The organism is Hominimerdicola alba, assembly GCF_900109655.1.
GTDB lineage: Bacteria > Bacillota > Clostridia > Oscillospirales > Ruminococcaceae > Hominimerdicola > Hominimerdicola alba_B.
Window position 1 is genome coordinate 122,048 of sequence record NZ_FOAT01000009.1, and the last position, 16,174, is coordinate 138,221.

The following is a 16,174-nucleotide window of genomic DNA, read 5'->3' on the forward strand; positions in this document are numbered from 1 at the left end:
TTATATACCTCCGTTCCGATCATCTTTTTCAAAGGATATGTTAATTATATCATCGCAGAAGTGCGTAGTCAATAGACTATTCTGCTAATTTACAAAGCCGGTTTTGCACAATATGTTAACTGAATACTTACTCTTGACTTACGCACGAAAAAGCGGTATAATCAATTTAGTTTTTGAATACGGAGGATTTTCATGTTTGAAAGATTTTTTGATGACGTTTCCGCCGCAGGTATCGAACTGCACGGCGCACAGATAACATACCAAGGCAAACCTGTACTGAAACGCTGTTTTGACGCGGATATCCCCTACCCTGTCTACTCTGCTACGAAATCCGTGACTGCCGCTGCTGTCCTTATGGCACATTCGGAAAACAAGATAAACATCGCAGATAAGCTGTACATTTATTTGAACAGTAAATACACTGATATCATATCCGAGCCTTTCAAGGATTTGTCTTTCCGAGATTTCATGACCATGTCCGCCGCGCCCTACCCTTTCCGCCCGCAGGAAGCCGCCGCCCTTATCGACAATCCCGACAATGACGACTGGCTTGCAAACATCTTGCGCCTGCCAGTTGATTACGGCGACAGGAGTTTTCACTACTCAAATATCCCCGCTTATCTGGTTGGTGCCGCCTGCGAAAACGCGGTAGGTATGAACCTTATGGACTACCTTTCGCCACGACTGTTTGAACCTCTCGGCTGGGGCAGACCTGTTTTTCAGCTCTCGCCCGAGGGGCATTTTTACGGCGCTACGGGCATGGAACTCACGGTAAGTCAGCTGTCAGATCTCGGTCAGCTTTTCATGCAGGATGGTAACTGGCATGGGGATCAGATCATTCCCCCATCGTTGATTCATAAAGCAACAAGCCCCCTTGTAAAGACCGAAAAAGGCGGCTACGGATACTTCTTCTGGACTACAGATACCACCTTTGCCATCAGCGGAAAATGGGGTCAGCGATGCGTTGCCTGTCCCGAAAAACAGCTGTCGGTTACTTATCTTTCGCACCAGCCCGAAAGAAGCGGCGAGCTTGCGGATATCGCGCAGCGCTTTATTGAGGAATTTCCAAAATAGCTTTGAATCACAAGCAGACCCAGTAAGTGCAAATGTTCCACGTGGAACATTTGTGCGATAAGCATACCAGAGCAATATTAATGCCCCGAAGCATTTCATAACGCTTCGGGGCAAATTTTGTATATAGTAAATTTATGCAGACACCTGACTAAGCACCAGCTTCTCCGCTTCTTCCTTGGACAGAGGTCTGCCCCATATGAATCCCTGTATGTAATCACAGCCGATATCTTTAAGGGTATCCAGCTGTTCTTCATCTTCGACTCCCTCGGAGATAACATCAAATTTCATGATGTGGCCTATGGAGATTATCGCAGCAACATACTGCTTCGAGGATTCGTTGGTGTTCATCTTGTCGATAAAGGATTTGTCAACTTTAAGCAGATCGGCAGGAAAGCTATACAGATAACTCAGAGACGAATAACCCGTGCCGAAATCGTCTATCGCTATCTTAACGCCCATTTCCTTGATCTCGGTTATGCACTGCAATGCCTTTTCGGCAGATTCTATCAGCACCGATTCGGTTATCTCTATCTCAAGCTGTTCAGGCGGAAGCCCGCTGGACTTCAATATTGATCTGACTTCTTCAAGAAAATCGTTTTTCATCAGATGCCTTACCGATACATTTACGCTGAGGGTTATCCTTGCACCCGTCTTTCTGATAAGCTCGCCGAAAAATTCAGCAGATCTTCTGAACACTTTGGTATCGACCTTGTCAACCAATCCGACTTTTTCAGCCACAGGTATAAACTCCGTTGGTGTAAGTACATTTCCGTTTCCGTCGTCGATGCGTGCAAGGCTCTCAAAGCCACGCAGCCTGTGAGCCATATCGAACTGTGGCTGGAGCTCAAAGAATATCGTATCGTCTTCAAGAGCTTTTCTCAGCTTGCGCTCGATCTCCAGTGTACGCTCTATCTTCATCAGCTCTTTGGAGAATCTCATGACCTTTTCACTGCTGTTCATTCTCTTTACTTCATACATTGCAGCATCCGCATAGGTAAAAAGATGGTCGCTGATATCTGCATCATCAGGATAAAGAGCATATCCGAAGCTTCCCCTGACGAACATATCACAGCCGTCTATCGTGACCTTCTCTTCCAGAAGAGACTGATAATGCTTTATTGTCTCCAGTATATCATTATCGTTTTCATACCCGCGGATTATCAGCGTAAATTCATCACCGCACTGTCTGGTGATAAAATCCACCGTTCCGGTTTCACCGTTGTTTGCAGAATTCTTCCATTTTTCGGCGATCTTTATTATCAGCTTGCTGCCGACATCGCGCCCCATAGTATCATTTATGCTCTTGAAGCTATCGAGATCTATGGATACCACAGCGAATTTCTCACCATCATTCAGCAGTGTTTCAACCAGTTCCTGACTTGCGAACCTGTTTGGCAGACCCGTCATCATATCCGTGACCGCCTGTTCGCGGATATTCTGCTGGAATTTATCTATCTTTTCATTATTTACATAGATCACGATAACTGCGATGATCGTCAGTATATTCGTAAATGCTCCCGGCAGACTTTGCAGATTATGGTGATTGATTATTCCGTTGACCATCATCGGGAACTGCAAAAGCAGGAAAAACAGCGATGTAAAAAAACCTTTTTTGCCAAAATACACAGCCATAAACATGACCGCAATATTCGATATCGCAGAAAACACTCCCGCAAATGCATACACACTTATCTCACTGCCAGCAATGTTCAGCACCTTATACGAAGACGCCGACATACTGATTATAGCTGTAGATGCAAGATACATCACAAGCAATATCACAAACAGACCTTTCGATGCTGTCCTTTTACCCATTATCCGTGCAAGCGTATCAGGTATGCTATTGCTTTTCTTATCACGCTTGACCATCTTGACCCCCTGTACTTTATACCCGCTCCCCGATGTTCAGTCAGCAACAGACTCTATATTTATTTCGGGGATTCCTTTATAAAAATCTCATTATTCCCATTCAAACAGAGCCGTATCATACACAGAAAAAACAAAAACTGTATTATGACGGCTTACAAATATTCTGCAAAGAATTAATATCACTTCTACGCTCCCAAATTTTAACAGTTATGGCAGTATGTTTTAAAAATTATTTCCGTCATGAATTTTTATTATCTCAGTCACGTATGCAAAATATTTGACATATTCATTATACAACATTGCGAAAAAAATGTCAAATAAAAACAGCGCTTTAATTACGAAATGTACTATTCTAATATATATATATGATTAATTATATATTTCATCTGTTGTTTTTTTCAATTTATCATCATTTTTCTTCAAAAAATTCCGCCGATGTGTATGCACACATCGGCGTTCAATGGTCTATTTATGCAGTTGATAATACTATTATATCATCCTCTCAGGCTTGTGATATTCCTTACAATAATGTCATGCAAAAGTTCAACATCGTAGTCGCCAATGATGGGTTCAAGGTGAGAACCGCCAACGCCTGAATCGTCTGTCAGGAATATATAGTTGCTGTTTGTTTCGGCTGCTATCGCTCTGCCGAAAAGCTCGGTGTCGCGGTCAGCACCGGAGGATACAACAGGTACAAGATGTATGCCCTTTGCGGCTGCGGTCTTTACTGCTGCTTCAAGCTTATCCTCTTTACCGTCATGAGGAGGTGCGTCGAAGATAAGGAAAGCTATCTTGTTGGCGCTCTCGCTCCACTCATCGTTGTTGGTTATGGTCTCCTCGAGTATCTCTGCAACAGCCTCGGGGAAATCTCCGCCGCCGGTAGCACTCTCGCGGTTGAGGTCATCCTGTATCACCTTGACATTATTTGTGAACCTATTGCACTTGGTAACATAATCGTCGCCCTCATCGCGGTAGAAGTTAACAGAGAAAGTAGTATGTCCGTCATCAACATCCTCAGCGATAGATGCGAAATCCATCTGGAGATATGCTATCTCATCGCCCATAGAACCTGTGGTATCCAGTATGAACATTACCTGAGTATCATCAAGTTTCTTGCTGTCCATAGCTTCAAGGGTTACCTCGGCAGTGCCTGCGTCGCCCTGACCGTCATCGCTGTCGCCCTTAACTTCCTGCACGCTTTCACCACACCTTACCTTTGCGGGGTTCATACCATTCTTATAGAACACATAAGCCATACCGTTCTTGTCAGACTTTGCCATCCAGATAACATTGCCGTCGCTGTCCAGAAGTTCAACAAGCTGCTCACGTGCGGGCTCTCCATCCTTGGTGACAGTTACTGCTATCCTGTGAGTGGGGTCAAAACCGAACACAGGGAAATTGATAGTGCCGCTCTTGGCAAGGTTTGTAAAGAAGCCCCAGTTGTTGTTATCGTTCCACTCCCCTGCTGTAAGCACGAAAGCCTTGCCGTCTACAGCGTTATCAGGCTCACCGGGGAGTATGTCCTCATCGCCTGCAAGTGCGGGAGAAGCTGCATCATCTGACTTGGCTGCTGCATCCAGAGCCACACCCTCTGTCGTCATTGCCATATCCGCATCAGCAGCTGTTTCCATCTTCATATCAGCCATCTCGCCCTCATACCCTGCATCATCGATAGCCTCAGCTTTCTTTGCAGCAACTGTTGTTGTCTCAGCGGCAGTTTCAGCATCTGTAACGCTCTTTGTTGTTCCCGAGTTTTTTGCTTTATCGCCGCCGTTGGTGCCGGCTTTGTCTGATGTACTTCCACAGGATGCCATTGATATGCACATCACCAGAGCAGCTGTCATTGCTGTTATTTTTCTGATATCCATCTTTTTCATAGTTGTTCCCTCCGTTATTGTTTTGTCATCGGATCTGCGGCTCTCTGCCGCTTACATCATATATACGTTTCGGCAGAAGAGTTTTTTTGGTGTGATTTTTCACAAACATCGACCACGTTCCATGTTGGTTTTGCACAAAGTTATTTTATCGCAATATAGCCCAAGATTCGTAAAAGTCCCGTAAACAATGGATATGAAGTTAGTATGAGGTGAAATAAACGATCTGACTTAAGTATTTCTTTAAGTTTCATTTTAGTTAAAACGTTTATAATATTGATCGTAAGAGAGATCCAAGCCGACAGCAGGTCGTTTCGGATAATAAAAACGAAAGGGGTGATAGTATGGACCTCAGACATGAGATAAAGCATGAGATCAATTACTCTGATATGATGACGATATGTCACCGACTGAATGCGGTGGCATATCACGACCCTCATGCAATCGACGGCAAATACTTCATAAGAAGTCTTTACTTTGACAACCTCGCCGACAAAGCACTGAAGGAAAAGCTGAATGGAGTGAGCATTCGTGAAAAATTCAGGATACGGTACTATAATGGTGATACATCTGTCATACATCTTGAAAAGAAGAGTAAGTTCGCGAATCTCGGAAATAAGCAAAGCGCTCCGCTCACCGCTGAGCAGGCGCAGAGGATAGTTGACGGCGATATCGGCTGGATGCTGGATTCACAATATCCGCTGATACGGGAACTGTATTCAAAGATGTACACCCAGGGCATAGCCCCAAAGACCATCGTTGATTATACCCGTGAACCATTCATCTATCCTGCGGGCAATGTCAGGGTGACACTTGATTACAATGTCAGAAGTGGTATGAGATGTACTGACTTTCTTAAAAGTGACTGTGTTACAGTTCCTGTATCGGAACTGATAATACTGGAAGTCAAGTGGGATGGTTTCCTGCCTGACATCATAAGAGATGCAGTAGCCCTTGCAGACAGGCGCGAGGGTGCATTTTCAAAATATGCAGCCTGTCGTATCTACGGATAATATAATAAAGGAGAATCCACAATGAGCTTCAAAGATATTTTTAAATCCAATTTTCTTGAAAATGTGACCAGTGTCAGCATACTTGATATGGCAATCGCCCTTGTGCTTGCTTTCGGACTGGGTATGTTCATATTCATGGTATACAAAAAGACCTACAACGGCGTTATGTATTCCTCAAGCTTCGGCACTACACTGGTAGCGCTGACAATGATATCCACAGTAGTTATACTTGCTGTAACAAGCAACGTAGTACTTTCACTGGGTATGGTAGGTGCGCTGTCTATCGTGCGTTTCCGTACAGCAATCAAAGAACCCCTTGATATCGCTTTCCTGTTCTGGTCTATCGCAGTGGGAATAGTTCTTGCGGCAGGCATGATACCTCTTGCAGTTGTCGGCAGCGTGCTCATCGGCGTGATACTTCTGATATTCGTTAACAGAAAATCCCACAAGAACCCCTACATCGTAGTTATCCGCTGCGACAATCACGACGCTGAAAAGAATGCAAAGGCATTCCTCGACAGCAAGACCGAAAGATGCGTTATCAAGAGCAAGACAGCACAGAAAGGTCTTGTAGAGCTGAACACAGAGATCCGCCTGAAAGACGACAACACCGATTTCATCAACGAGCTTTCCGATATGAACGGTGTGCAGAGCGCAGTTCTGGTCAGCTACAACGGAGATTACATGGGATAAGGACGTGAGATAATGTCGGCAAACAAAAACATAGACAGGATATGCGCTGTTATCACTGTGCTGACGCTTCTCATCACTATCGTGTTCTGCAACGGTCAGGCACTTGGTATCGAAGTCAAGGCGACCGCTGCGGGATATGAAGCAAGGCTTTTTGATAAATCAAAGGTACATACCCTTGATATAGTGATGGACGACTGGGACAGCTTTATCGAGACCTGCGAGAGCGAAGAATACTCAGCCTGCAGTGTTGTCATCGACGGCGAAGCAGTCAAGAACGTTGGTATACGCGGCAAGGGCAACACCTCCCTGAGTTCAGTAAAGAACATGGACAGCAGCAGATACAGCTTCAAGATAGAGTTTGACCAGTACGAAAAGGGCAAGAGCTACCACGGACTTGACAAGCTCTGCCTGAACAATATCATACAGGACAACAGCTACATGAAGGACTATCTGTCATACACCATGATGTACGATTTCGGTGTTGATACACCTCTGTGCAGCTATGTGTACATCACCGTGAACGGTGAAGACTGGGGTCTTTATCTGGCAGTTGAAGCCATCGAGGATTCTTTCCTTGAAAGGAACTACGGTTCAAACTACGGCGAGCTGTACAAGCCTGACAGTCTGAGCTTCGGCGGCGGCGGTCCCGGCAACGGCAAGGATTTCAGCATGGGCGATTTCATGAACAAGAATTCTTCCGATGATGACAAGGGCGGCGATGAGAAATCCGATGAAAACGGTGGTTTCGCTCCCGGTAATTTTGACTTTTCAAATATGCCCGATATGGGAGATTTTGACCCCTCGCAAATGTTCGATGGAGAAATGCCCGACATGGGTGATATGGGAGATTTTGACCCATCAAAAATGTTTGGCGGTGAAAATGGCGGCAAAGGCGGTTTCGGTGGATTCGGCATGGGCAGTGATGATGTCAAGCTGAAATATTCCGATGATGACGAAGACAGCTACAGCAATATCTTCGGCAACGCAAAGACCATAGTTGATACCACTGACAAGAAGCGTCTGATAAAGTCTCTCAAAAATCTGACAGAGCAGACCGATATCGAAAACACGGTAGATACCGAAGAAGTCATCCGCTATTTCGTGGTACACAACTTCCTCTGCAACGGCGACAGCTACACAGGTCAGATGATACACAATTACTACCTGTACGAAAAGGACGGTCAGCTTTCGATGATACCCTGGGATTACAACCTTGCCTACGGCACATTCATGGGCGGAAATGCTTCTTCAAGCGTTAACTCCCCTATCGATACACCCGTATCTAACGGCATGGAAGACAGACCCATGATCTCGTGGATATTCGATAATGAAGACTACACAGAGCAGTATCACGAACTGTTCAGCGAATTCGTAAACAGCACAGACTTCGTTGCACTTGTAAGCGATACCGCAGCGATGATAGACAAGTACGTGGAAAAAGACCCCACCAAGTTCTGCTCCTATGAAGAATTCAAAAAGGGTGTTGAAGCAATAAGCGTCTTCTGCACACTGAGAAGTGAGAGCGTCAAGGGTCAGCTGGATGGCACTATACCTTCCACCAGCGAAGGTCAGAGCGCTGACAGTTCCGCACTTATCGACTGCTCTTCCCTGAACCTTTCAGATATGGGTTCAATGGGCGGAAACGGCGGATTCGGCGGCAAGGGTATGCCCGATATGGGCGGATTCGGCGGTTTTGGTTCAAAGGACAAGAGCTCCGATGACAGCACTGATAAGAGCACCGAGGATCCCTCTGCTGACAGTTCATCAGCAGAACTCCTCAGCAGTGTAAAGGTGCTGAACACTCCCGCACCCGCAAAGGCGGCTAACCTCAGCGAAAAGAAGACCCCAAGCGGCAAGAGACCCGAGGGCTTCGACCCCAGCAATATGCCCGAGGATTTTGATCCTTCAAATATGCCTGAGGGTTTTGACCCCAGTAATATGAAGGGCGGTTTCGACCCGAGCAATATGCCTGAAGATTTTGACTCTTCAAATATGCCCGGCGGTTTTGGTGGAAAGGATAAGCAGACAGACACATCTAACGAAAGCAAAAATACCGAAAAGCCGTCAGAAAGCGAAAGCACTGAAGATGAAGATACTGCCAAAGAAAAGCAGACCGACCGTCAGGGTGGCAAGATGCAGAGACCCTCGGGCGGTGATGACAAGAACGCAGGCGGCAGAATGCCTCAGGGCGGAGAATTCTCGCCTAACGGCTCAAACACAGCCAACCGCACAGTTCCTCTGGTGCTGGTGGGTGTATCCGCAGGTGTCCTGTTATTCGGACTGATATTCGCATTCAAGTTCAAGAGAAGATAACTGAGGTGTATAATGAACAGAACGATCAAAGAAAATTTAGGCTTTATGACCGAGCTCGCTGCCTATCTCACGATAGCAGCGCTGATAGTGATGAATCTGTAAATGATACCTGAAATGCAGGGCAAGGATAATTCCTTGTCCTGTTTTTTATGGTCAAACGGCTTGCAGTATATCACGCGAGGTCTTTACAATCCAAGGATAATATGTTATAATAAATGACATGGGTTTGCAGAAATACTGCGATATTAGGATATGGAGGTATATTAAAATGTTTACACGATCAGTGAAACGGGCAGTGTCTACCGCGGCGGCAGCTGTCTGGTTATTGAACATCACTGCACCCCTCGGAGTAATGGCGGGTCAGCAGCTTGGGCAGACAGATTTCGATGACGGCGTAGGTCTGCCGTGGCACATATGCGAATCGAGAACGGCTGAAATGGAATTCGATATCTCAGACGGCAAATACAAGATCACCATCGTGAATCCCGGCGGACAGTCCAACGGCGGCGAGGACAGATGGGACTGCCAGTTCCGCCACAGAGGGCTGAAAATCGAAGCGGGTCACCAGTACAAAGTCTCCTACGAGATAACACCCTCGAAGAGCGGTAAGTACTACACCAAGATAGGCAATCTGGACGGTGACGTTGAGGTTTGGCACAATATGTCCAACGGCTACGACCTTGATGCTACATGGGACCCAATACAGATAAGTGCAAAAGAAACTAAAAAAGTCGAGCTTACATTTACCGCCAACCAGTCACTGGACGTTGCCGAATGGGCTTTCCATCTGGGCGGTGACGGGCAGTACACCCCCGGCGGTTGCTTCCCTGCCGGTACTGAGATAACCTTTGATAATATGTCCCTCATCGACCTTACAAGCAATGAGAACGATTATCAGTTCCCCGAAGAATGGAAGCGTGCAGATATACTCACCAATCAGGTAGGCTATTTTGCAAAGCGCGAAAAGAAAGCAACTCTCCTTTGCACCGATAAAGATGATATCGGTTTTGAAGTAGTTGACGATTCGGGCAAGACCGTTTACGAGGGCAAGAGCAAGTATTTCGGCTACGATGAGGATTCTGAGGACACAGTTCATATCATCGATTTTTCGGAACTTGATGAAAGCGGAACATTCCACATCGAGGCTGACAACGGCGCAGTCAGCCGTGATTTCAAGGTATTCGCACCCGATGAGGTCAGCGATTACTCGGCACTGCTTTATGATTCGCTGAACTATTTCTACCAGAACAGAAGCGGTATCGAGATAGAAAGCGAGTATATCAGCTCAGGCGATAAATCAGACCTTTCCCGCGCGGCAGGTCATACCTCCGATGATGCCGAGATACAGCACACATGGGGATACAGCGCCACCAGCGGCAGGGTCGATGTGACTGGCGGATGGTACGATGCAGGCGACCACGGCAAGTACACCGTCAACGGCGGACTTTCACTGTGGATGCTCCAGAATCTGTATGAGTTTTTTGTATTCACGGGAAATGATGATATCTTTGCTGACGGGTCGATGATAATCCCCGAAAGCGGCAACGGCTTCCCAGACCTGCTTGACGAAGCAAGGTGGGAGATGGAATGGATGCTGAAAATGCAGCTGGATACCAGCGAATACGAGGGCATGGCTTACCACAAGGCTCACGACGAAACATGGACAGGTCTTGGCGTAGCACCCGCGGACGATGACAAGAACAGGATAATCAAGCCCCCCACGACAGCGGCAACGCTGAACCTAACAGCCTGCGCGGCACAGTCTGCAAGACTTTGGGAAGAGCTTGATGAGGATTTCTCTGACACCTGCCTTGAAGCCGCTGAAAAAGCATATGCGGCAGCAAAAAAGCACCCAGAGATGTACGCTCCCCTTGACGAGAGCGTTGGCGGCGGCGCTTACGGCGATAACGATGTTACCGATGAATTCTACTGGGCTGCCATGGAGCTTTATGCCACCACAGGCGAAAAGGATTACCTGAAAGACGCAGAAAAGTCCGGATACTATATGAATGTGCCTGTAACCATGGGCAGCGGCGAAAGCGTTGACAGTGCAGGAACTTTCGACTGGGGAAACACTGCCGCTCTCGGCACATTTACCGCACTGCTGAATGAGAAAAAATTCGATGATGCGGACGAAGCTGAAAAGTCGCTGAAAAAAGCGGCTGACCATTATATAGAGCTTGAAGAATCACAGGGCTACGGACTGCCCTACGCACAAAGTACCCTCAGCTACAATGACAGCGACAAGGGCTATCTCTGGGGTTCAAATTCCTTTGTGGCAGATAACGCCATAGTCCTTGCATACGCAGCTGTACTCAACGAAGATGACAGCTACACCGACGGCGCACTTCAGGGGCTTGATTATCTGTTGGGACGAAACGCCATGGACTACTCCTACGTTACAGGCTACGGCAGTCACACAACTGAGAATCCCCATCACCGCTGGTGGTCTAACCAGATAGATGACAAATTTCCCAAAGCACCCTGCGGCGTACTCTCGGGCGGACCAAACTCGGGTATGCAGGATCCTTGGGTAAGGGGCATGGGCTGGAAGAAAGGCGAGATCGCTCCCCAGAAGTGCTATGTTGATTCAATAGAAGCATGGAGCTGCAACGAGTGTACCATAAACTGGAACGCTTCTCTTGCATGGCTGACAGCTTTCTCCGCACTTAATGCAGATATCAAACCCGGCGAAGGCGGTACCGATATAGGCAAAGAAAACGACGGCGGCGACGCAAAATCAACAGAAAAGTCCACCTATGACGAAGAGGAAGCCGACAAGAACAAGGCAAGTAACAAGGGCAGAAAATCAAATGACGACGATACCGCCGACGAAGAAAACGATGGCGATAAAAAATCATCATCTTCCGATCCCGGCAAGGACAACAAGGCGTTGTATATAGCTCTCATAGCAGGTGCTGTGATAGTGCTTGTTATAGCGACTGAAATATTCCTCTACAAAATGGCAAAACTTAAAATGCAGAACAAGCCAAAAGAATAACAAACTAAACGGACAAGCAAAACACTTGTCCGTTTTTTACTGTCAAACCGCCTTTTTTATTTATGCTACACAACCTTTTGACAGGCAATACCCCTCAAATAAAAATTCATTATTATATCGGTGTATGAAGTGGTGTGCTAAAGGAATAACCATTCTTATTTGTGTATTTTGCAATTAACTTATTGACTAACCCATCAATATATGGTATAATTAGACAACAGCAAATCGGACACAGACAGTGACGCAGGGGGCATTGATATGGAGAAGAGAAAAACCATCTGCCTTATAACAGGTATGCCTGAAACGATGCACGTAAGGCGTGTAGCAAAGGGCGTTTTCGGACAATGCGATAAGTACGGCTACAATGTAGCAGTGTTTGCTTCAATGTCTCATTTTCTGTTTTTTATCGAGGAGCACGCCAAAGGCGAAAACAATATCTATTCTCTGCCGAATTTCAAGCTGTTTGACGGTGTTATCATCGATACTGTAACACTTTCTTCTGACAGCACAGGAAAGGTAATAGAAACTGTCAGCCGCAGGATAAAGGAATGCGGTGATATACCTGTTGTATCTCTTGGTATGCCATATGGAGATTATCACACTATCAGCGGATACAATGAAGATATACTCCGCGAGATGTGCCGCCATGTGGTGAATGTTCACGGCAAGCGTGATATATGTATTCTGACAGGTATGAAAGGTCATCCCGAAGCCGAGGAACGTCTGGCGGTATTTGTTGATGAGCTTGAAAAGCTTGGTATAGAGCTTGATGAAGATCATAAGATCTACGGAGATTTCTGGTACAACAGTGGTATCGCTCTGGCTAAAGAGATAGTTGAGGGCAAGCGTCCGATGTACGAAGCTGTTATAACCGCAGGCGACTACATGGGACTTGGACTTATTGAGGAACTTACCAGGCACGGTATAAGAGTGCCCGAGGATATGATCGTACTGGGATTTGATGCCACCGATGAAGCTATGCTGTCGGAGATAACACTGACTTCATTTGAAACCAACTATACAAAGACAGCGGCAGACGCTGTCGACTATCTGCGCCAAAAGATAGAACCCGATGGGGATATCGAGCCTTTCGTACCGGATATCCGGAATCTATGCCACAAAGGTATGAGCTGTGGATGTCAACCCGATATAACACGGTCAGCCAGAACTTTCAGAGATTCACTTTACTACGTATACCACAATTATTCTTCTGAAGATACTTACAATAATATCGACATAGGTATGCTGATGGAAAGCTATGCATCAGAAACACTTACCGCTTCTGCCACACCCGAGGAATGTCTGAAAAACATATTTGGCAAAATATATCTGCTGCTACCCTTTGTTAATTTCAGGCTTTGCCTGCGTGAGGACTGGCTGAGCTATGATAAATATCTGAAAGAGGGCTACCCCGACAAGATGCTGGTAGCGGTAGCTGATTCAACTGTGGGCGGATTAAAATTCGCAAACGCTGACGATGCATTCACCATAGATACCAGCGAAATGATACCCGAACTGAATGAGTACACCGAAAAGCCCTGTGTGTTCTATTTTGCGGCAGTGCATTTCGGTGACAATACTCTGGGATATGCTGTGCTGCAAAGAGAGCTTTCAGACAGACATCTGCTGAATCTTGTGTTCCGTAACTGGCTGAGACTTGTGAACAATTCTCTTGAAATGGCAAGGGCAAAGAACAGATACGTTCAGCTTTCAATAGTTGACAATATGACGGGTCTTTACAACCGCCGCGGAATGTATGAGAAATTCAGCGATATGTTGAAGCACACAAATGAGGGCGACAGGCTGATGATATGCGTGATAGATATGGACGGTCTGAAATACATAAACGACACCTTCGGACACAGCGAGGGCGATGAGGCGATAATCACTATGAGCCGTGCAATCAAAAAACTGTGCGGCGACAAGGAAGTATCCGTCAGGGCAGGCGGCGATGAATTCGTTATAGTCGGGCTCGGTGCATATAATGATGACGAACCGAAAAAGCGTACAGAGCATCTGGCAGATATACTCGAAAAAGTCAATTCAGGACTTGATAAGCCCTACCAATTGAACGCCAGCATCGGCTGTGTGCTGAGTGATGAAAACAGCTTTGAATTTGAAAAGCTTCTTACCAAAGCAGATGAAGCGATGTACCGCTGCAAATCATCCCGCAGAAAAAACCGTACAACTCACTGATAAAACAAAAAAAATCCGTCAGCTCGTAATGAACCGACGGATTTTTTAATTATCAGCTTATTCAGCTAAATTACTTGATAGTAACAGTGATGGCATTCTTGATTGGATCGGTTGTGTTCCACTTACCATTGACTCTTGCAGCAATTGCTACCTTGTAGGTCATGCCGGGAGTCAGATTCTTGGGAGTTAGATAGCTGTTGGTTGTGATGTTGGAAGTCTGAATCCTCCACTTACCTGCCAGATATACAGCGATACCGTACTTATCTGCACCCTCAACCTTATCCCAGATAAACTGTACCTGATGATACTGAGTGCTGTAATTAGCCTTAACGTTCTTGGGATAATCATCGCTGGGAGTTGACTGCTTGGGAGTTACAGTGATAGCATTGGAATAATCATTGGTCCAAGTATTGTTAACTCTTGCAACGACAGCTACCTTGTAGTTTGTGCCAGAGGTCAGACCTGTCCAGTTGTAAGAAGTGCCTGTTGTTTCGGTGACCTGCTTCCAGGAGCCGTTAACGTTCTGGTATACAGCATACTTGTCAGCATTGCTGATGGAATTCCAGCTGAGCTTAACGCTGCCTTCACCTGCTGTAGAAGAGATCTTGATGGTCTGAACAACGGGTGTATCATTGTTGCCGCCATTACCATTAACTTTCTTACCGCCGTCAAGGTTACTGCCCTCGGTATTTGAATACTTGGAATAGAATTCGCCAAGGGAGATACCGTTCTTACCAAGTGCTACCTTGTGGTCAAGACCGATGTACTTACCGGTGGTAGATGTCTGCCAGAGTGCTTTCTCGAAGAGCTCATACTTAGGCTCGTTCCACTTGATAGTGGTACCGGTGCCTGCCATGAAACCGAGACCGTCCCAAAGTCCGCCTGTATCGCCGGAGTTAGTATTGAGGCACCAGAATGTGTGGTTGATGTGATGCTTGATCATGTAGTCACGGAGAAGAGTCATCCACTTCTGGTTCTCCTTGCCGTCCATATGACCGCCCCACTCACCGATAAGCTCAGGGCCTATTTCCTCGGCATTGATGTATGCCCATGTATCATACCAGTAATCATCAAGCAGAGTCTGCTCTGTGAAGTTCTTATCGAACCATGTCTGTGCGTAAACAGAAGGGCCGTAGTCATGAGGTGAGTAAACTATCTGTGATGTACCCTGCTTGGGAACGATAGGATACTCTCTTGCGCCGCGGAAGTTACCGCCCCACCATGCGCCTATGTAAGGTGAGTTATCTCTTCTGTCAGGCATACCCCAGTAGTCGCCAGCCATAGCACCGCTCATGGACTGCTCAACGCCTTCAACGAGGATAAGTGCATTGGGGTTGACATCAAGGATAGCTTCTGCACACTTAGTAGCAGCGTAAGCCCAGTTGTTCTCATCGGTAGAGCCGTCCCACTTAGCAGCGTCAGCGCCTTCCTGACCCTTGCCGTGAGGCTCATTCTTGAGGTCATAAGCGATGAGGGTATCATCATTCTTGTACTTGTCAGCAAGCCATACCAGTGAATCGATCCATACCTTTGTGGTAACGCCTGCCTTGCCGTACCAGAGGTTGTAGTTATGACCAGAGTTGTCAGTATGAGGGCTGTGTACATCGATGAATGCCTTGATACCGTACTTTTTGCACTTCTGCATCATGATATCGAATACTTCCATACTGTTCTTAGCAGTTTTGCCATCAGCCTCGCAGAAATCAGCATTGATGGTGTAAGCAGGGTCTGTATTGCATGAGAAGCTGCTTACAGGCATGGGCTTGCCGTTCATCCATGAAACAAGCAGCTCGGAAGAAACAGGGAAACGGATAACGTTGATACCGCGGTCTGCGATCTCTTTCAGACAGTCATCAGCGTCAGCGCTCCAGAGGTAGTGAGGACAAGCCTCGCTGCAGTTGAAACCAAACCAGTTTGCACCTGTCAGCCATACTTCATTGCCGTATTTGTCATAAAGTCTGCTGCCCTTAGCGTGCAGCCAGTCGTCGTTGCAGTCATCTGCTACGGTAGCAGCTGATGCAGTAGTTGTTCTGACTGCTGAAATGCCTGTAGCCGCACCTGAAACGGTGAGAGCAGCTATTGAAGCAAAAGCAGCCATCCTTCTGATTAAACTTTTCATAAAATATTCCCCTCTCGTGATA

9 protein-coding genes are annotated in these 16,174 nt (G+C 46.5%); 6 read left to right on the plus strand and 3 right to left on the minus strand.

Annotation, left to right across the window (positions count from 1 at the left end; genetic code table 11):
• The first annotated feature begins 192 nt into the window (after positions 1 to 192).
• A complete protein-coding gene (locus BMY75_RS11035; protein WP_074833813.1) occupies positions 193 to 1,074 on the plus strand; it encodes a serine hydrolase domain-containing protein in 882 nt (293 codons plus the stop codon).
• Positions 1,075 to 1,206: 132 nt separating this feature from the next.
• Here the strand turns inward: BMY75_RS11035 and BMY75_RS11040 are convergent, their stop codons facing one another.
• Positions 1,207 to 2,943, minus strand: a complete 1,737-nt coding sequence (locus tag BMY75_RS11040; RefSeq protein WP_074833815.1) for a putative bifunctional diguanylate cyclase/phosphodiesterase — start codon at positions 2,941 to 2,943, stop codon at positions 1,207 to 1,209.
• 494 nt (positions 2,944 to 3,437) lie between these two features.
• Positions 3,438 to 4,820: a vWA domain-containing protein gene (locus BMY75_RS11045; RefSeq protein WP_074833817.1), complete on the minus strand. Its 1,383-nt coding sequence runs from the start codon at positions 4,818 to 4,820 to the stop codon at positions 3,438 to 3,440.
• 341 nt (positions 4,821 to 5,161) lie between these two features.
• Between BMY75_RS11045 and BMY75_RS11050 the strand changes: the two genes are divergently transcribed.
• The 5 genes from BMY75_RS11050 (at position 5,162) to BMY75_RS11070 (ending at position 14,033) form a co-directional block, all read left to right on the plus strand.
• Complete coding sequence (locus BMY75_RS11050) at positions 5,162 to 5,830, plus strand: polyphosphate polymerase domain-containing protein (protein WP_074833819.1); 669 nt, start codon at positions 5,162 to 5,164, stop codon at positions 5,828 to 5,830.
• A gap of 21 nt (positions 5,831 to 5,851) precedes the next feature.
• Positions 5,852 to 6,523 (plus strand): DUF4956 domain-containing protein, encoded by a 672-nt coding sequence (locus BMY75_RS11055; RefSeq protein ID WP_074833821.1) that lies wholly within the window; start codon positions 5,852 to 5,854, stop codon positions 6,521 to 6,523.
• A gap of 12 nt (positions 6,524 to 6,535) precedes the next feature.
• Positions 6,536 to 8,836 (plus strand): CotH kinase family protein, encoded by a 2,301-nt coding sequence (locus BMY75_RS11060; protein WP_074833824.1) that lies wholly within the window; start codon positions 6,536 to 6,538, stop codon positions 8,834 to 8,836.
• A 268-nt stretch (positions 8,837 to 9,104) separates the two neighbouring features.
• Entirely contained in the window at positions 9,105 to 11,837 is a 2,733-nt protein-coding gene (locus tag BMY75_RS11065; RefSeq protein ID WP_074833826.1) for a glycoside hydrolase family 9 protein, read from the plus strand.
• 258 nt (positions 11,838 to 12,095) lie between these two features.
• Entirely contained in the window at positions 12,096 to 14,033 is a 1,938-nt protein-coding gene (locus tag BMY75_RS11070) for a substrate-binding and GGDEF domain-containing protein (RefSeq protein WP_074833828.1), read from the plus strand.
• A 70-nt stretch (positions 14,034 to 14,103) separates the two neighbouring features.
• Here BMY75_RS11070 and BMY75_RS11075 read toward each other — a convergent pair whose 3' ends face one another.
• Positions 14,104 to 16,152: a cellulase family glycosylhydrolase gene (locus BMY75_RS11075; protein WP_074833830.1), complete on the minus strand. Its 2,049-nt coding sequence runs from the start codon at positions 16,150 to 16,152 to the stop codon at positions 14,104 to 14,106.
• Positions 16,153 to 16,174 lie beyond the last annotated feature (22 nt).

What these genes read in the sequence shown, in the direction of transcription:
- BMY75_RS11050 (WP_074833819.1), top strand. Translation starts at nt 5,162, where the DNA reads ATGGACCTCAGACATGAGATAAAGCATGAGATCAATTACTCTGATATG.
- BMY75_RS11040 (WP_074833815.1), bottom strand. Translation starts at nt 2,943, where the DNA reads ATGGTCAAGCGTGATAAGAAAAGCAATAGCATACCTGATACGCTTGCA.
- BMY75_RS11075 (WP_074833830.1), bottom strand. Translation starts at nt 16,152, where the DNA reads ATGAAAAGTTTAATCAGAAGGATGGCTGCTTTTGCTTCAATAGCTGCT.
- BMY75_RS11055 (WP_074833821.1), top strand. Translation starts at nt 5,852, where the DNA reads ATGAGCTTCAAAGATATTTTTAAATCCAATTTTCTTGAAAATGTGACC.
- BMY75_RS11065 (WP_074833826.1), top strand. Translation starts at nt 9,105, where the DNA reads ATGTTTACACGATCAGTGAAACGGGCAGTGTCTACCGCGGCGGCAGCT.
- BMY75_RS11035 (WP_074833813.1), top strand. Translation starts at nt 193, where the DNA reads ATGTTTGAAAGATTTTTTGATGACGTTTCCGCCGCAGGTATCGAACTG.
- BMY75_RS11070 (WP_074833828.1), top strand. Translation starts at nt 12,096, where the DNA reads ATGGAGAAGAGAAAAACCATCTGCCTTATAACAGGTATGCCTGAAACG.
- BMY75_RS11045 (WP_074833817.1), bottom strand. Translation starts at nt 4,820, where the DNA reads ATGAAAAAGATGGATATCAGAAAAATAACAGCAATGACAGCTGCTCTG.
- BMY75_RS11060 (WP_074833824.1), top strand. Translation starts at nt 6,536, where the DNA reads ATGTCGGCAAACAAAAACATAGACAGGATATGCGCTGTTATCACTGTG.